The 17,369-nt window shown below is 39.0% G+C and carries 19 protein-coding genes; 10 read left to right on the forward strand and 9 right to left on the reverse strand.

The features are described 5' to 3' along the window. Both BLQ18_RS01835 and BLQ18_RS01840 read left to right on the forward strand, forming a co-directional pair. Complete coding sequence (locus BLQ18_RS01835) at window positions 1-474, forward strand: hypothetical protein (RefSeq protein WP_090292080.1); 474 nt, start codon at window positions 1-3, stop codon at window positions 472-474. A 24-nt stretch (window positions 475-498) separates the two neighbouring features. After that, window positions 499-1,104, forward strand: a complete 606-nt coding sequence (locus BLQ18_RS01840; RefSeq protein ID WP_217630562.1) for a DinB family protein — start codon at window positions 499-501, stop codon at window positions 1,102-1,104. A 183-nt stretch (window positions 1,105-1,287) separates the two neighbouring features. Here BLQ18_RS01840 and BLQ18_RS01845 read toward each other — a convergent pair whose 3' ends face one another. Both BLQ18_RS01845 and BLQ18_RS01850 read right to left on the reverse strand, forming a co-directional pair. Further along, on the reverse strand, window positions 1,288-2,814 hold the full coding sequence (locus tag BLQ18_RS01845) for a SulP family inorganic anion transporter (RefSeq protein WP_090292082.1): 1,527 nt from the start codon (window positions 2,812-2,814) through the stop codon (window positions 1,288-1,290). Window positions 2,815-2,896: 82 nt separating this feature from the next. After that, window positions 2,897-3,865, reverse strand: coding sequence for a phytanoyl-CoA dioxygenase family protein (locus tag BLQ18_RS01850; RefSeq protein ID WP_090292084.1), 969 nt, complete (start codon window positions 3,863-3,865; stop codon window positions 2,897-2,899). A gap of 136 nt (window positions 3,866-4,001) precedes the next feature. Here BLQ18_RS01850 and BLQ18_RS01855 point away from each other — a divergent pair, with 136 nt between their 5' ends. Further along, the gene (locus tag BLQ18_RS01855; protein ID WP_090292086.1) at window positions 4,002-4,844 is read left to right on the forward strand and encodes an AraC family transcriptional regulator; all 843 of its coding nucleotides are present in this window, start codon (window positions 4,002-4,004) and stop codon (window positions 4,842-4,844) included. Between the two features lie 87 nt (window positions 4,845-4,931). Here the strand turns inward: BLQ18_RS01855 and BLQ18_RS01860 are convergent, their stop codons facing one another. Next, window positions 4,932-5,849, reverse strand: coding sequence for a nicotinic acid mononucleotide adenyltransferase (locus tag BLQ18_RS01860; protein WP_090293630.1), 918 nt, complete (start codon window positions 5,847-5,849; stop codon window positions 4,932-4,934). 124 nt (window positions 5,850-5,973) lie between these two features. Between BLQ18_RS01860 and BLQ18_RS01865 the strand changes: the two genes are divergently transcribed. After that, a complete protein-coding gene (locus BLQ18_RS01865; protein ID WP_090292088.1) occupies window positions 5,974-6,975 on the forward strand; it encodes an NAD(P)H-dependent glycerol-3-phosphate dehydrogenase in 1,002 nt (333 codons plus the stop codon). Window positions 6,976-6,983: 8 nt separating this feature from the next. Here BLQ18_RS01865 and BLQ18_RS01870 read toward each other — a convergent pair whose 3' ends face one another. The 5 genes from BLQ18_RS01870 to BLQ18_RS01890 all read right to left on the reverse strand — a co-directional run bounded on the left by BLQ18_RS01870 (window position 6,984) and on the right by BLQ18_RS01890 (window position 11,489). Further along, window positions 6,984-7,640, reverse strand: coding sequence for a hypothetical protein (locus tag BLQ18_RS01870; protein ID WP_090292091.1), 657 nt, complete (start codon window positions 7,638-7,640; stop codon window positions 6,984-6,986). 14 nt (window positions 7,641-7,654) lie between these two features. Next, window positions 7,655-8,893, reverse strand: coding sequence for a hypothetical protein (locus tag BLQ18_RS01875; RefSeq protein ID WP_090292093.1), 1,239 nt, complete (start codon window positions 8,891-8,893; stop codon window positions 7,655-7,657). 256 nt (window positions 8,894-9,149) lie between these two features. Next, entirely contained in the window at window positions 9,150-10,817 is a 1,668-nt protein-coding gene (locus tag BLQ18_RS01880; protein WP_090292095.1) for a glycerol-3-phosphate dehydrogenase/oxidase, read from the reverse strand. Window positions 10,818-10,823: 6 nt separating this feature from the next. Next, window positions 10,824-11,132, reverse strand: a complete 309-nt coding sequence (locus tag BLQ18_RS01885; protein ID WP_090292098.1) for an antibiotic biosynthesis monooxygenase family protein — start codon at window positions 11,130-11,132, stop codon at window positions 10,824-10,826. Next, window positions 11,133-11,489: a hypothetical protein gene (locus tag BLQ18_RS01890; RefSeq protein ID WP_090292100.1), complete on the reverse strand. Its 357-nt coding sequence runs from the start codon at window positions 11,487-11,489 to the stop codon at window positions 11,133-11,135. Window positions 11,490-11,549: 60 nt separating this feature from the next. Here BLQ18_RS01890 and BLQ18_RS01895 point away from each other — a divergent pair, with 60 nt between their 5' ends. From BLQ18_RS01895 to BLQ18_RS01920, 6 genes are all read left to right on the forward strand, one after another. Further along, on the forward strand, window positions 11,550-12,077 hold the full coding sequence (locus BLQ18_RS01895) for a CvpA family protein (RefSeq protein ID WP_090292101.1): 528 nt from the start codon (window positions 11,550-11,552) through the stop codon (window positions 12,075-12,077). 185 nt (window positions 12,078-12,262) lie between these two features. After that, window positions 12,263-12,772: a CAP domain-containing protein gene (locus BLQ18_RS01900; RefSeq protein ID WP_090292103.1), complete on the forward strand. Its 510-nt coding sequence runs from the start codon at window positions 12,263-12,265 to the stop codon at window positions 12,770-12,772. 105 nt (window positions 12,773-12,877) lie between these two features. After that, window positions 12,878-13,420: a 3-hydroxyanthranilate 3,4-dioxygenase gene (locus BLQ18_RS01905; RefSeq protein ID WP_090293631.1), complete on the forward strand. Its 543-nt coding sequence runs from the start codon at window positions 12,878-12,880 to the stop codon at window positions 13,418-13,420. After that, window positions 13,420-13,821 (forward strand): DUF1304 domain-containing protein, encoded by a 402-nt coding sequence (locus tag BLQ18_RS01910; protein ID WP_090292105.1) that lies wholly within the window; start codon window positions 13,420-13,422, stop codon window positions 13,819-13,821. Before BLQ18_RS01905 ends, BLQ18_RS01910 begins: the two co-directional genes overlap by 1 nt. A 60-nt stretch (window positions 13,822-13,881) precedes the next feature. After that, the gene (gene amaB, locus BLQ18_RS01915; protein WP_090292107.1) at window positions 13,882-15,435 is read left to right on the forward strand and encodes an L-piperidine-6-carboxylate dehydrogenase; all 1,554 of its coding nucleotides are present in this window, start codon (window positions 13,882-13,884) and stop codon (window positions 15,433-15,435) included. A 352-nt stretch (window positions 15,436-15,787) separates the two neighbouring features. Next, the gene (locus tag BLQ18_RS01920; protein WP_090292109.1) at window positions 15,788-16,345 is read left to right on the forward strand and encodes a hypothetical protein; all 558 of its coding nucleotides are present in this window, start codon (window positions 15,788-15,790) and stop codon (window positions 16,343-16,345) included. Window positions 16,346-16,370: 25 nt separating this feature from the next. On the opposite strand, the gene BLQ18_RS01925 is transcribed toward BLQ18_RS01920, so the two are convergent. After that, window positions 16,371-17,366 (reverse strand): acyl-ACP desaturase, encoded by a 996-nt coding sequence (locus tag BLQ18_RS01925; RefSeq protein WP_090292111.1) that lies wholly within the window; start codon window positions 17,364-17,366, stop codon window positions 16,371-16,373. Window positions 17,367-17,369 lie beyond the last annotated feature (3 nt).

Consider the following 17,369-nt stretch of genomic DNA (forward strand, 5'->3'; position numbering starts at 1 on the left):
ATGAAGCACTTGCTAATTACAAGCTTCTTCATCCTTTTGGTATTTGGATGCAAAACCAAAGAAGAAAGCAAAGAAGTTGATCCACCCATAATCACAGAAGAAACTATACCCGATGTGCATGTTCCACAAAGTTTGGACTTGGGATGTTATACGTATGAAGCCAATGGCAATAAAATTGAATTGGAGATTTCTCAATCCAATGATTCAATAGTTGGGCAATTGAACTATGCCTTTAAAGAAAAGGATGCTAACTCAGGTTCATTTTCTGGAATGTTACGGGATAGTATTCTTATGGGAAGTTATACTTTTGCATCCGAAGGCATTGAAAGCTCCCGAGAGGTTGCTTTTTTATGGAAAGATGGTCAACTCTATGAAGGATTTGGTGAATTGGATGAAACTGGCACCAAATTCAAGGATAAAGAGACCATAATTTACAGTTCCTCCATGCCTTTGACCAAAACTGATTGCGATTAGGAACTTTTTTACCCCAAAACCTACATGAAACATTTTTCCGTTTTAAAATTAACAGCCCTTATCTTTATGTTAACGGCCAACCTTTTTATGCAAGCTCAAGAAATGGAACTTCCTTATAAACAAATTCCTCCTCAACCCGAAAATTATGGGCCTGGCAATTTGGTTTCCCGAATGATCGATGGTTTGGGCTATCGTTTTTATTGGGCTACGGAAGGACTTACGGAAAAGGATTTGGCCTATAAACCGTCTGAAGATGGCCGTTCCATTAAAGAGACCATGGAGCATATCAATACCATGAGCAACAATATTTTGTTGGCTCCAGATGCATTGCCCTATGAAAAGCCTGCCAACGCACCATCTTATTCGTATGAGGAACTAAGGACGCTTACACTTCAAAACCTTAAAAGAGCCAGTGAAAAAGTTTTGGGATCCAGTGCGGAAGAAATGAAAGACTTTAAAATCATCTTTAAACGTGGTGACCAACAATCGGAATTTGCCTATTGGAACATGATCAATGGGATGATTTCTGACTGCATTTATCACACAGGACAAATCACATTAATGCGTAGGTCGAGTGGAAATCCACAAAACCCCAACGTGAATCCATTTTTGGGAGTTACAAAAGATTAAGTTAACCCGTTGTATATTTTAAAAGTCTTTATACCAAAGCCGTCAATTCGAGTGAAATTCCAAAGGAATTTTATATCGAGAATTGGTTTTGGGATTAAAATTCAAGTTCTCGATACAATTTTTCTTCCGAAAAATCACTCGAACTGACAAATTTCAGCTAAAATGCAGAACTAGTTTAGTTGTTTAATTATCCACCGCAACTTTATAGGTTGGGTCTTCCAGAACATTTACCTCGATAATATCATCGGCATTGGCCAACAATCTTCGGCAGTCGCTACTTAAGTGTTTTAAGTGAACTTTTTTGTCCACTTTTCGGTAGCGCTCGGTGATTTTATTCACCGCTTCAATGGCTGACATATCTACCAACCTACTTTCGGCAAAGTCAATTACCACTTCTTCTGGATCGTTGAGCACATCAAACTTTTCAGCAAATAAGGTAGTGCTACCAAAGAATAATGGGCCATAGATTTCGTAATGCTTTACGCCATCCTCATCCGTATATTTTCTAGCTCGTATACGTTTTGCATTGTCCCAAGCAAATACCAAAGCAGAAATAATGACCCCTACCAAAACGGCCAAGGCCAAATTGTGAAGGAAAATGGTCACCAAGGTAACGAGCACCATTACCAAAACGTCAGATTTTGGCATACGGCGGAAAGTTTTTAAACTGGCCCACTCAAAAGTTCCCAATGCCACCATGATCATCAAACCTGTTAATGCGGCCATCGGTACTTTTTCAATCAGACTTGAACCGAACATGATAAACACCAACAACATCAAGGCTGCAAAAATTCCAGAAAGTCGAGCTCTTGCCCCATTAGAAGTATTGATCAAACTCTGACCGATCATGGCACAACCACCCATCCCAGAGAACAAACCAGATAGCACATTTGCAGCTCCTTGTGCCACAGCTTCCTTATTTCCTCGACCACGGGTTTCTGTAATTTCATCCACAATGTTCAAGGTCAATAAACTTTCAATCAATCCAACTCCTGCTACAATCGCAGCAAACGGGAATATGATCTGTAAGGTCTCAAATGTAAAAGGGAGATCAGGAATGTGAAATGGAGGAAAAGTTCCTTGAATGGAAGCAATATCCCCAATAGTTCGAGTATCCAATCCAAAGAAAAATACAATGCCAAAAACCACTAAAATTGCCGCCAACGACGCTGGAATTACTTTAGTAAGTTTTGGCATTCCCCAAATGATCAACATGGTCAACAACACCAATCCAAGAAAAATCAACATGGTACTTCCAGTCAACCACTCACCATCGGCAGTTTTAAATTGGCTTAGCTGGGACATAAAAATGATTACCGCCAATCCGTTCACAAACCCAAATATGGCTGGATGTGGGACCAATCTCATCAATTTTCCCAAACGAAGGAAACCTGCCAACATCTGCATGATACCTGCTAGCACAACGGTGGCGAAAACATATTCTACACCATATTGTTGCGCCAAACTCACAATCACTACGGCAACAGCACCAGTTGCCCCTGAAATCATTCCTGGCCTACCACCCAAAATGGAAGTAACCAATCCCATCACAAAGGCTGCATACAAACCCGTCAGTGGAGACAAACCTGCGATAAAGGCAAAAGCGATGGCTTCGGGCACCAAAGCAAGGGCAACGGTCAAGCCTGATAATATTTCAGTTCGGTAGTTTACTTTTTGGGAAAAATCGAAAAGATTGAGGTACTTCTTCATGGCTTCATTCTTGAAGCGGGCAAAAATAGCATTATTAAATGCAAGACCCTAATCGCTTGGAAATTTTTAAGGATTTGATAATCTACCAGTTAGTCAATCCCAATAACTTTTCTCCCAACGAACTTAAATTTGCAGTATCGTATTTGGTTTGCTCCCATTTTCTTGGGTCGCCAGGAAATGCATAGCCCTCTGGTGCAATCCTATTTCTCCATGAATTGATACGCCATTCCCGCATTTTCTCATTGTCTTCTTCGGCTGGCATCATGGAAATATACTGGGCGATTCGCACTTTATCTCCTGATTTATTGGGACGAATTCCGTGTGGTTGAGTACTGTTGAAAATCAATAGATCACCAGCTTCCAGTTTTACTTTCACTATTTCATCCTCCAATCCAGTAACATCGGGTTGAAAATGGTCTCGATCTTCAGGTTGGGTCAATTTCCAAGTATCGTAGTTTCGATACAACCAAGGAATACATTGAAATCCGCCCATATTCTCATCCATTTGGTCCGCAAGGGCCAATACACCTTGCACATTTTGAGGTCTTGTCTCAGGGTCGTAATCCCAATGAATAAATCCTTTTTTGTTTTCTCCTGGGCGTTGTGGCATATTCAAGTTGGCGCGATCTATCGTTACCCATAATTTTTCTGTGCCCCAAATATCCACAAAGGCATCATACACCTTTTGGGATTGTCTGTTGTTCCATAAATGTTGGTGATTGTACACCTCAACCATGCCTGTTCCCGTAAGTTCTTTCATTTGCATTTCTGCCCGTGGTGGAGCATACCAAGTTTCTGGGTCGTTAGGATCCTTTTCATCAAACTCCCATAAAAAATCGGCAGTTGCTTTGGCTTGTTCCTTTGGAACGGCGTTCTTGATCACGATGTATCCGTTCTCAATCCAAAATGCCCAATCTTCTTCAGACAGTACTCGTAAAGGTTTACCATTAGATCTATCGTTGAGTTTTGTTTTACTGCTGGTTGCGGTGGATGGATTTCCAGGAATGGCTTCATGTGCTTTGTTCGCCATTTCCATTTTTTGCTGCATCATATTGTTCTGTTTTTTTAGTTAAAATTCTATATCCCAAAACTATAGGAGCCGAAATGGGGTTTCTACCCTATCATTGACCAAAATTTGAACTATATTGATTTAAATTGGTTATTTTTAAATTTATTTGAGCAATTCAATGAAAATTCAACTCGAAAACATACAACCCAACGAGAAAAGTTCTTTTCATTTATTGCACAATCCTAAGTTGAACGATCTCTTCTTTTGGCATTTTCATCCCGAATTTGAGTTGGTGTATATTGAAGGAGCCGATGGCAAGCGACATGTTGGACATCACATTTCCAATTTTAAGGGAAGTGACCTTGTATTGATCGGTTCCAATATTCCGCATTTGAATTTTGATCACGGAATCAAAACCGAATACCATAAAGAGGTGTTGCACATCAGTGCTTCATTTAAAGAAAAGGTGTTTACCGAAATCGAAGAATTGGAAGATGTGTATGAGCTATTGGATAAATCACAGCATGGCATCGCCTTTTATGGAGAAACCAAAAAAACAGTCGGGGCCATCATGATGCAGTTGCAGGGCATGGGCAAGTTTGAGCAATTCCTTAAAATTTTGCAGCTACTAAAATTGTTGGCAAAAAGTGATGAGTTTGAACTTTTACATTCCAACCCCATTATAAGCAACAAGGCCAATAAGCAGCAAGAACGTTTGCAAAAGGTCTATTCCTTTATTGACAAGCACTATTCCAAAAAAATAGCTTTGGAGGACATTGCAGATTCCATCAACTTGGGCAAAGAAGCATTTTGTAGGTATTTCAAGAAAAATACGGGGAGCACTTTCACCCATTTTTTGAACCAATATCGCATTACGCAAGCCAAACGATTGTTGCTCACAGGTAGGAACATTAGCGAAACTTGCTACGAATGCGGGTTTGAAAGCTTGTCCTATTTTAATCGAACGTTTAAAAAAATTACTGGGGAAAATCCGTCGGACTATAAAAACAGAAACAAATAAAGAATCGCCCCAAACCATAATGCTTGGAGCGATTCTTAACTAACCAACCAAAAAATGTATTGTAAAGTCAAACTTTGTTGTTCTGACCTATATTTTGCGTTGTCGGGTCACGTTCATGGTAGGGTTGTTTTCCTTAGAGCGTTTTTTGCCCGAACCGTCCGATTTCAAATATTGAATGTATCCCCTGCCCGAAAATTCATATACCGTTCCGCTGGATACATGGTACAACTCTATGGTACTATCGTTTATAACGTACAATTCAAAATAATCATTGCCCAAAAAGTCATAATCCAAGGTTATCGTTTTAAGGGTTGGGTCATTGACCACATCATAGACCACATAGTCTCCCTCATAATCCCATTGAATATTGGATAACGGAATACCTTGATTATCTATGGATGATCTAAAATACCCACCTGCATCTGAATTGAACTGCAGATAGTTCTCTTCATCAAACTCGTTGATGGCTCCATAGTCACTGGTATAGGTTTTTTCCCAAACCTGATATTCCTGTAAGAAGTAATGAATGTTGTCGTAAAAAACAGCATCATAATCAAAATTGCTCGCATAGTAGCCTTTAAGCACGTATGTAGTGTTTGAGCTAGCATCATACAATTCAACGGTATTGGAATTTACTTGATACACATCCAACAACCAAAGTCCGTCCACATCATGATCCACTTCTAACTCGGAACCAAAGGTTCCGTAGGCCCCAACATCAATACCTAATCCATTGCCTGTTTTTCCAATTCCAACAAGGTTGTTATTGGCGTACACAATTCCCCCATCAAAAGAGATGGTAAATGCCCGTTGCAAAAATGGAATTTCGCCGCTACCTGATGATGCATTGATATCTACATACCACAGATCATAGTTCTCTAAAACCAAAGCAGTGTTTAAGGGTGTAACTTCCACATAATCATCATCAATGATCACCTCGGTGTAACAAGAACTGGCCAAAAGACCTATTGCTATAATTCCTAAAAGTAGTTTTCTTATTTTCATAATCGAGGTTTTAAAGTTCACTTCATGTAAACCAAGCATTGTGCCAAATTCTTTAATTATTTGATAATCAATTTATAATGATGCCATGATTTTATTTTTTAGCTTTATAGCCTAATTTGCTTGCATGAAAGACAACCTTAAATTTTGTGTTTTTGGAGGAGGAAGCTGGGGAACGGCCATCGTTAAAATGTTGACGGAAAACTTAGATCAAGCGGGTTGGTATATGCGAAGTGATTCTGCCATTCGCCATATTGAAAAAGAGGGTCACAATCCTAATTATTTAAGCTCTGTGGAGTTTGATGTGGCTCAACTTGAACTTAGTCATGATATCAATAAAATGGCAGCTGAATCGGATGTGCTTATTTTTGCTATTCCCTCGGCCTTTTTGGAAAGTGAATTGCAAAATCTTACCGTTTCTTTAAAGGACAAAATTATATTTTCGGCCATTAAGGGCATCGTGCCCGAAACTGGTTTGATCGTTGGAGAGCATTTTCACAGCAAATACGATATCCCCTTTGAAAATATTGGGGTGCTTACAGGTCCTTGTCATGCGGAAGAGGTGGCCTTGGAACGACTTTCTTACCTTACCATTGCCTGTGCAGATGCCGATAAGGCGAAAATGGTGGCCAAACATTTAAAAAGTGAGTATATCCGTACCAAAATATCTGATGACATCATCGGAACCGAATATGCTGCGATGTTGAAAAACATTTATGCCATCGCTGCTGGAATTGCCCACGGTTTGGGTTATGGTGATAATTTTCAAAGTGTGTTGATGAGCAACGCCATCCGTGAAATGAAACGTTTTATTGACCGTGTCTATAAAATGAAGCGCAACATCAACGCTTCTGCCTATTTGGGGGATTTGTTGGTGACAGGATACTCGGTATTTAGCAGAAACCGTATGTTCGGTAATATGATTGGTAAGGGCTACACCGTAAAAAGCGCCATGATGGAAATGAACATGGTGGCCGAAGGGTATTATGCCACCAAAAGTGCCCATTTATTGATGGAAAAATTGGAGAAAAAGTCCAAAACTCCCATTATCAATGCCGTTTACCAAGTGTTGTACAAAGAGAAAAATCCCAAGAAAGTTTTTGAAAAGTTGACGGAGAAGTTGGATTAATTAAAAAATTAAAGCTTTACAACATCAAAACTATAGCTCATAAACGGAATCATAAAGGTTGTTTTTTCGGAGAAGTATTTAGTGTTACGAGATATATACATTCCCATCGTTAACTTAGATTTGCCTTTGCCATATCCGATTGAGACTCTATTAGCACTGAAATTATAATTATCAATAAAGGTATTTGAGTCTATTTGTTGTCCCTCTTCGTTATAAATTGGTTCAGTTCTTACATATTCGCTATTTCTGTTGAGTAAAGACCATCCAGCACCAACCAATAAATCTCCTTTTTTAAAAACTGCGAAGCGGTAATTTAAATTAAAATTGTAGCCAAACAATAAGCCCCGTTCAATTTTGGAGTATGTTCCATCACTGGGTACTGTGGTCTCAATTGGGGTTGTTAGAAAGTCATAGCGAATGGAACTTATAAATCCTAAGCTGAAATTTTTCGTAAAATAATACTCAACCCCAAGATTTAGCACGGGACCTGCATTTTGAGAATCAGGACTTACAAATACAGTTGCCATAGCTTGATCACCCGAATTATGGATGGGAGTGATTCTAAATTCCGCACCTAAATTGAAAAAAAAGCTTTTTTCTCGAGAATTATTTTGGGCTAAGATAGAATATGGTAGTATAAATAGAATTAGGAATAAATTCTTCATAAAAAGGGGTTGGATTAATTGGAAGCATTGTAATAGAATTCTATCGTCGAATTTGAGATACTATTTCCAAAACCATTCAATACGAAATAATTCTCTGGAATGAAATCATCACAAGCACGAACTTGTGCAGAAATATATTTTTGATTGTATGACCTATAACTAATTAGGGCATCAGTACCTCCTGGTCTTCCAAAAGAAACCTGTTTCAAAGGTGCTGGGAAACCATCATATTCATAAATTATGTATGAAATAAAAATACTAGATGACGCCCTTTTATTCATCAAATGTTTATTGATGGTTTTAAATGTACCATTATTCACATCTGAGTTTGAAAACTTACCCAAAACATACTCAGGATTATTTCTAATTTGTGCACCATCAATGGTTATTCTATCCCCCCAAAAAAATCCTAAAGGTTGAAAAAAATCCTCATCATCAGACATAGCATATCCATAAATATGGACATCTGCCTTTTCCAACCATGATTCCTTTTTGTCCTTTATTTTAATTTTAAAAATTTGCAGATCCTCTGGAAGTATGTCATCATTTCCACCACCTCCCCCATAAGAATCTGCATTTTCGTCTTCTGGTAATATATATTCTTGATCTTCTGGAGCAATCCCTAAAACAAAAACTTCATTTTCCAAAGCTTCCTCTACAGGGTTTGGACCAAAAATGTCATTCTCTAGCAAATCACGATATTTCAGTTCCAATTGTCCCCTTACATTTAATATATATCCCTGCACAATCTCTTTTTTCAAATCAAGGTCAAAGCTATTTATCAAGAATAATGGTTGAGTTCCAGTGCCATCTTTTATTTTATAAACATATGGGTACCAAGATTCACCTTCAAGTTCAATAAATGCTTCCAATGAATACTGAATACTATCATTCAATGTACTTTCACTCTTTCCTTCTATGTTTTTGCTAAATAAATCCTTAAAATAAAAAGCATTTAAATGCTCTGCTTTTGCAGATTTCCCAGCTTTTTCGTTATCAAAATTGGGATTAAGCCTATACAGCTCTTCCATTAATTTTGTTAGGTGATAATTCTTGTAAGCTAATTTTTCTTTTAATTCAGCCCTTTCAATACCTGCTTTGTCAAAAAGTAATGAATTGGATTGGTTTTCTTCTATAACCAAGCTTGGTTCTTCTTCATTTTCACATGAACTCAATAGTATTAATAAAACAATAAATAAAATTGAAAAAAAGGCATTTGGATTGACCGAGGATTTGATTTTATAGAACTGCATAAAGTAGGATTTTAGTCAACTAATTTTAAGATTGGCATGAAGCTATGTAATCCTTATCTTTCAAAGTCTTCGAAATCAGTGGATACCCTTTTTGGGTTGACGGATGGTGGTTTTGAATTGACCGATTGGCAATTCTGAGGTTTTTTTGAAAGAAAAAAAAGATTTAATGGTGAGATTTGTCCAGAACCTACCCGTAAATGCAGAAATTAGAGAACAATCCCAAGAAAGTTTTCGAAAAATTGACTAAGAAGTTGGATTAAGCCCTATCCAAACTAAAGTTGGAATGCTCTTCCAATTCGGCTTCAAGTTTCTCATTAAATACTTCCATTTCTGTATCTGAATAGGAATAGGCTTGTTGAAATTCCTCAAAAACAACTTGCATATAATTACGAACACTTTCAATATCAAAATAAAGTCTACCTGTTCGTCTAATGAAAAAATCCAAAGGAATTACAGCCATTTCATATGCAATGGCAAACTGAGCCTCGGCCCTGATCATTCTTTCTTTGGGTGAATCACCCTCAATCTTTGAATACAATTCCAAAATGGTTTCGGTCTGTTTGCCATAAGTGGTCACCAAATACCATGCATCGTACTTTTTAAAACCATCCTTTTCAATACGCTCCAAAACCTCAGCAATGTATTTTTTTACGTGCTTGAACTTTTTAAACCCATTACCACAAAGTGGAATTTTGTCCGTGGAACATGGTTTTAATTTTAAATCAAAATCCTCTTCCATTTCTTTGGCGATTCGGTTCACCACCCGCTCAGCCATTTTTCGATAGCCTGTCAACTTGCCTCCTGCGATACTCACCAATCCCGTATCCGAAGTAAAAATTTCATCTTTTCTGGAAAGCTCAGAGGCCGATTTTCCCTCTTCATGAATCAGAGGGCGTAATCCTGCCCAAGAAGAAATAATATCATCCAACTCCAGATTAATATCAGGGAACATATGGTTTACTGCTGAAACCAAATAAATGGCATCGGCGATATCGGTGGTCACTTGATCTTTGTCCAAATTGTAATTGGTGTCGGTGGTACCAATGTATGTTATCTTACCACGTGGAATGGCGAACATCATGCGTCCGTCTGGAATATCGAAATACACGGATTGCTTTACAGGAAGTTTCTCCTTTGGAAACACCAAATGCACGCCTTTGGTCAAATGCAAACGCTTTCCTTTTTTGGAATGGTTTACACTTCGCAATTCATCTACCCAAGGGCCTGCCGCATTGATCACATACTTGGATGAAACTTCATAAGCATCTCCAAACACTTCATCAGAAAACTTAACCCCAGCCACACGTTCATTTTCATACACAAAATCGGTAACCTTGGTATAATTAAAAGCATGGGTGCCAAATTGAAGACTCGTTTTTACATTTTCCATGGTGAGTCGTGCATCATCGGTTCGGTATTCGGCATAATAGCCCGCTCCATTCAAAATCTTTTTTGGCAAAAGAGGTTCCAGTTTCATGGCCTCCTTTTTTTCGAGCATTTGACGTTTGTCGTCTCCTGTCACTTGGGCCAGAATATCATACACTTTAAGGCCAATCGAAGTCAACCATTTTCCATAGGAACCACCCTCTATCAAGGGCAACAACATTTTTTCAGGCAACACTAAATGAGGAGCCAATTTGTGCACAATGGCACGTTCGGAACCGACTTCTTTCACCAACCAAAAATCGAATTGCTTTAAGTAGCGAAGTCCTCCGTGAATCAATTTGGTGGATTTACTGCTGGTACCCGAGGCAAAATCCCCCTTTTCCAACAACAGCACTTTCATACCCCTGGAAGAAGCATCCAATGCTATACCTGCTCCCGTGATTCCTCCTCCGATTACAATGAGATCATAGGAGTCCTTAGCTATATTTTGAAGGGTTTCTTTTCTATTGACATTTGAAAAATTGATGTTCCCTTCCATATAATTTTATTTGTTGAATTCGTATTCGCGCTCCACTTTACATATCCGAACTTTGTACCAAGAATACCAAGTTTGGATTCCCTTTTTCCGGGCTTGTTTGTGATCCATTTGTGATTTCCAATTGGCGATTGCCTCCAAACTTTCCCAATAACTTACGGCAATTCCCAATCCATCACGAGCACTTTCAAAACCCAAAAATCCAGGCTGTTTTCGGGCCAAAGTTTCCATTACTTCTGCCATTTGACCATATCCATTGTCCCCTTCGGTTCTCAGATTGGTAAAAATTACGGCGTAATAGGGTTTTTGTAGTTCCATTTAGTTGATGTATTCCTTTTCCAAAAAATAATTGACCAAGGCTTCCTTCATCAAAACGGCTTGTTCTCCTGCCTTTAATGGAGGTAATTGTTCCTTTATTTTATAGTGTGGCCAACCTTCATCATCAAAAAAATCGAAATCGTAGTACCCATAAGGTTCCAACAACCTACAAATGGCTATGTGCATCAGGTTTACCTTTTCGTCTTTCTTAAACTTTCGGTGAAAATTCCCCAATTCCTGAACGCCTACCAAATACACAATCCCATCCAATTCCAATGGATCTCCATCAGAAAATTGCGCTGATAGTTTTTCCACCAAAAAATCCCATCGTTCCTTTAATTGTTCGTCTCTTGACATGTGTTTTGCAATGAGTGCCAAAGGTACAAATCAATATTCTATATTTGTTAAAACCTGCATATGAGCTTTTTGGATATCATCTTTGGAATTCTTTTGATTTGGGGACTTTATAAAGGTCTTCGCAATGGGCTTTTTGTGGAGCTGGCCTCTTTGGTTGCGTTGATTGCAGGGCTCTATGGAGCTATCCATTTTTCATACATCACAGGGGAATATCTTGCGGACCGTTTGGACTGGAACGAGCAGTACATTCAAATAGCAGCCTTTTTAATTACCTTTTTTGCCATAATAATAGTAGTTAACCTAGCTGGAAAACTCCTTACCAAAATTGCAGACTTTGCCATGCTGGGATTGTTGAACAAAATAGCTGGCGGCATTTTCGGCCTATTAAAAGTTGCTGTGATTTTAGGAGCGCTACTTATCTTCTTTGAAAGACTCACTTCCCCATTAAATATGATAAATGAGGAAACAAAGGCCCAATCTGTCTTTTACGAACCCATAAAAGAAATCGGCGCTCTTGTATTTTCATTGGTGCTCGAGGATGAGATTGAGGATGTTCCAGAAATAGAGCCAAGAACCGAAACCTTATAAACGGTGTGGTTTCATCGATAAAACGTACTGTTTCCGTTTCTATAAACCTACTCACCCCCAAATACTTGCATTTTGACGTAAGAATCTGCTTCCTATGGAAATTATATGGACTATGCGCTACTGTCCAATAGTTTAGCAAATAGAGAACACTTAGGAGCTTGAGACACTCCGAAAATTACTATAGAATGAACAGATTATTTGGCCTATTAATTGTCCTTACATGGACTCTTACATTTACCAGTTGCAGCAGCAACTCATTTGAAGAAGACTTGGAATACACCCAATCCACCACGGGTAACGAAAAAATTACGGTTGACCCAGTAGCTATGGAAGATGCCTTACTCGATTTAATCAATGAGCACCGTTTATCCATGGGATTAAATGCATTGGAAAACAGTACTACTTCATATAAGTATGCCGAGGAACACAACGATTACATGATCTCCAAAAACTCTTTGAGTCACGATAATTTTGATGAAAGAGCCCAAAAAATAGCAAGTGAAATGTCAGCTGTTTCCATTTCAGAAAATGTTGCAAGATATTATAGCTCCGCTGAGACCACAATGGAAGCTTGGTTGGAAAGCGCAACACACAGAACGGCCATGGAAGGGGATTTTACACATACCACTCTAAGTGTTCAGCTAGATAAAGATGGTAGACCTTATTACACGGAGATTTTCATTAAAGTAGAATAATCGACCCAACATAATTACTAAAAAGACCTGCAACATTGCGGGTCTTTTTTTTTATTTACTATGATGCCCCAAAGGTTTTTTTTACCTTTCCTAAAATCTTTGATTATGGCCATACAAGCTCCCTTCAACTTGAACAAATGGGTTGAAGAAAACAGGGATACCCTAAAACCGCCCGTTGGAAACAGGAATCTTTATAAAGAGTCGGGTGACTATATTGTAATGATCGTGGCTGGACCCAACGCTCGAAAAGATTACCACTATAACGAAACGGAAGAACTGTTTTATCAATTGGAAGGTAATATCGAGGTACATATTCAAGAAGATGGGCAGAAAAAAACCATGAAATTGGGACCTGGAGATATGTATTTGCATCCTGCAAAAGTGCCTCATTCCCCAGTGCGCCATGAAGGTTCCATCGGCCTAGTAGTGGAACGCAAAAGGGCTGACATGAATGTTGACGACGGATTACTATGGTTTTGCGATAACTGCAACCACAAATTGTACGAGGCTTATTTTACATTAAATGATATTGAAAAAGACTTTTTGGCCCATTTCAAACATTTTTATGGTTCAGAAGACCTAAGAACCTGTGATAATTGTGGTACTGTAATGCCCGTTGATGAACGCTTTGTTGCAAAAGAGGAATAATGTTGATATTCGCTAAAATAATAACTGCCATCGTGGCCTTGCTTCACTGCTATTTTTTATGGTTGGAAATGTTCGCATGGACCACCAAAGCCAGAAAGGTTTTCCGAAATTTTCCCCAAGAACTTTTTGAATCCACAAAAAACATGGCTGCCAATCAGGGGCTTTACAATGGCTTTTTGGCCGCGGGCTTAATTTGGGCTTTAGTGATTCCCGACCCAATGTGGCAAGTGTATGTGGCACTTTTCTTTTTAAGCTGTGTGGCAGTCGCAGGAATATTCGGCGCCATCAGTGTCTCTAAAAAAATATTTATCGTTCAGGCAGTACCTGCTCTTATTGGAATCATCCTTTATATTATAGCATTGGATTCCATTAAAGGAATTCAATTTAAAATAATGATCTAGCTCTGAATCTTTATCGTTATTTTTGTAGAAATATAACATTTCATCCCTAAAAAGTTATAAATGTCAATTACTACCACTTCTTTTGGAATTGAAGAAGCCCTTAGTCAACTTGGGCTCAAAGAAATAAATAATGGAACCTCAACAGGTTCTGCGAATTTTGGTTCTGGCGAAACCATTGCCTCCTATTCCCCAGTAGATGGATCACTCATTGGAAAAGTAGTGACCACATCTCCTGAGGATTACGATAAAGTAATGGAAACTGCCACTACAGCATTCAAACAATGGCGAACTATTCCAGCACCTCAACGAGGGGAAATTGTTAGACAGTTTGGAAATAAACTTCGCGAGCTAAAAGAACCACTGGGTAAATTGGTTTCCTTCGAAATGGGAAAATCTTACCAAGAAGGATTGGGTGAGGTTCAAGAAATGATAGATATCTGCGATTTTGCAGTTGGCCTCTCCAGACAATTGCACGGACTTACCATGCATTCAGAACGGCCAGGACACCGCATGTACGAACAATATCATCCTTTAGGTGTGGTCGGAATTATTTCCGCATTTAACTTTCCTGTTGCTGTTTGGTCATGGAATACAGCCTTGGCTTGGGTTTGTGGAGATGTTTGCGTGTGGAAACCTTCAGAAAAAACTCCACTAACTGGAGTTGCCTGCCAAAACATTATAGCAGAAATCTTAAAGGAAAACAACATGCCCGAGGGTATCTCCTGCCTAATTAATGGAGATTACAAAGTTGGGGAATTAATGACCCACGACAAACGAATTCCATTGGTTTCAGCAACAGGTTCCATTCGAATGGGAAAAATTGTTGCACAAGCTGTGGCTGCACGATTGGGCAAATCTCTTTTGGAGTTGGGTGGAAACAATGCCATTATCGTAACTCCAGATGCAGACATTAAAATGACCGTAATTGGTGCTGTTTTTGGTGCCGTGGGAACCGCTGGGCAACGTTGTACATCAACACGTCGATTGATTATTCATGAATCCATTTATGACCAAGTGAAAGATGCAATCACCAAAGCATACGCGCAAATTCGTATCGGTAATCCACTCGATCAACACAACCATGTAGGTCCGCTTATTGATACCGATGCCGTAAACAACTACCTAAATGCTTTGGAAGAAGCCAAAAAAGAGGGTGGAACCATTTTGATTGAAGGTGGAGTGCTTGAAGGCGAAGGATATGAAAGTGGTTGCTATGTAAAACCTGCCATTGTTGAAGCAAAAAACAGTTTCAAAATAGTGCAAGAAGAAACCTTTGCTCCAATTTTATATTTATTAAAATATTCTGGTGGTATTGAAAACGCACTCGATCAACAAAATGGTGTGGTTCAAGGGTTATCTTCAGCCATAATGACCAACAATTTGAGAGAGGCTGAACACTTTTTGTCAGCGAATGGTTCCGATTGTGGAATCGCAAATGTAAATATTGGTACCTCAGGTGCAGAAATCGGAGGCGCTTTTGGAGGAGAAAAAGAAACAGGCGGTGGACGTGAAAGCGGTTCGGATGCTTGGAAAGTTTACATGCGGAGACAGACCAATACCATTAATTATACAACAGAATTGCCTTTGGCACAAGGCATCAAATTTGACCTATAACAAAGCTGCCCGTTTGTGATGAACAACAAACGGGCAGTCTTTAAAACCAACTTAACTAACTCAAACTTTACGTTAAACCCTATTCCAATGCCGGATCTTTGTCGGGAGAAATAGGGCTCTTTACCTAATATTTGTCCTAAATTTCCAAATATTTGTCGAGGTATCCCGTCTGTATCTTACAGTTGGTTCCAAAAATTGTATGATTGGTCTTTTTTGACCTCTTTTTAGTTTTGATCTTTTTCAACCTTATTTAGATTCATCGGAAATCCCCATAAATTCAACGGTTTAAGCGTAATTTTTTGCCGTTTTTTTAATACTTTGTATAGGTAGTACTTTTAAACCTTACACCGTTATGTCTCTTGAAGAAGTACCCTTGTTCTACTGGACCATTTTATTTGTTGTTGCTGTAATTTTTGGAATCTTGGGATTCATTTATGGAAAGGCAAGTCCATCATCTTCAAACGAGAGTTCTGAAGATATCCAAATGTTGGAAATTGCCAACGCACAGCTAAAATCAGATTTGATGGCTTGTCAACAGAAATTACCCTCAAAAGAAAAACAAGAAGACCATTTTAAAACTGAAAATGTTGCAGCGCTTGGCACACAAGCTACCTTTGACCCTAAACGCGCCAAAGCCGCATTTGGAAAAAACATCAAGGAAAACGATTTAAAACTAGTGGAAGGAATCGGTCCCAAAATCGAAGGACTATTCCATAATTTCGACATTAAAACCTGGGAAAAACTCTCCGAAACCTCAGCAGATACTTGTCAAAAAGTACTTGATTCAGGAGGAAAACGATACCGAATACACGACCCCGCATCTTGGCCTATGCAAGCAAAAATGGCCTACGAAGGTCATTGGGAACAATTGGCCGAATGGCAAGAAAAACACCGAGCGGGAAAATATTGATTTAGCTACAGAACGACTTGTCTTTCTATAACATTCCGTTGGCCTCAACCCATTTAAAAGCACGCTGTTCTTGAGAAAATTGCATACGTTCCGAGATACGCTGTAATCTTTCGGGCAATTTCATTAAATAAACTCTGGCTTTTTCTGCTTGGTCTGAAAGTCCTCGCAGATTACCCAAATCCCAGTAATCGTTGAGTTTTTTCAAAATGTCCACGTAGTCTTGTGCGGTATACACACCCAAACGTTGTGCACAACTTGAAAAATGCTCAAATGCCTCACCAATAGATTCTCCAGATTCTCTTAAGAAATGAGCGGGCATCACAATTTTTTTCTTCATCATATCCGCAAAAGCCAAAACCATTCCATCAGGATCTTGACCCATTATGGTTTTTACGAACTCACGATATGCCAAATGATGTCTCATTTCATCACCAGCAATAATGTTACACATTTTTGCCAGCAAGGTATTCCCTTTTTGTTTGGCCAATTTACCTACTCTTTTATGTGAAATATTGGTAGCCAATTCTTGGAATGAGGTGTACACAAAGTTTTTATAGGGATCTCGATCTGTTCCAATATCGAACCCATCGGCAATTAAATGTTGGGTAGTGATCTCGATCTCGCGCATATTCACACGACCAGAGAGGTAAAGGTACTTGTTCAAAACATCCCCATGTCTATTTTCTTCAGCCGTCCAAGCGCGCACCCATTTGCTCCAACCATTTTCCTTGCCACTGTGTTGGTCAATACCTTCTACATCCATTAACCACGATTCGTAAGTTGGCAATGCTTCTTCCGTAATGGTATCCGCAACAAGCGTCACCCAAAAATCGTAGCCCAATTCTTTAGCCTCGCCACGCAATTGTTCCACATCATCAAAAAACTTATCGCTTTGTGAGTCTGGTAAAAAATCGGTGGGTTGCCATATCTTTTCAATCGGCATCAAAAAATCCTTCATAAAACCATCAACTTGAGGTTCTATGGCCTGCATCACTTCCAATCTTACATTCTTAATCGACATTGT

The sequence above is a fragment of the Flagellimonas zhangzhouensis genome (genome assembly GCF_900102925.1).
Classification (GTDB): Bacteria; Bacteroidota; Bacteroidia; order Flavobacteriales; family Flavobacteriaceae; genus Flagellimonas; species Flagellimonas zhangzhouensis.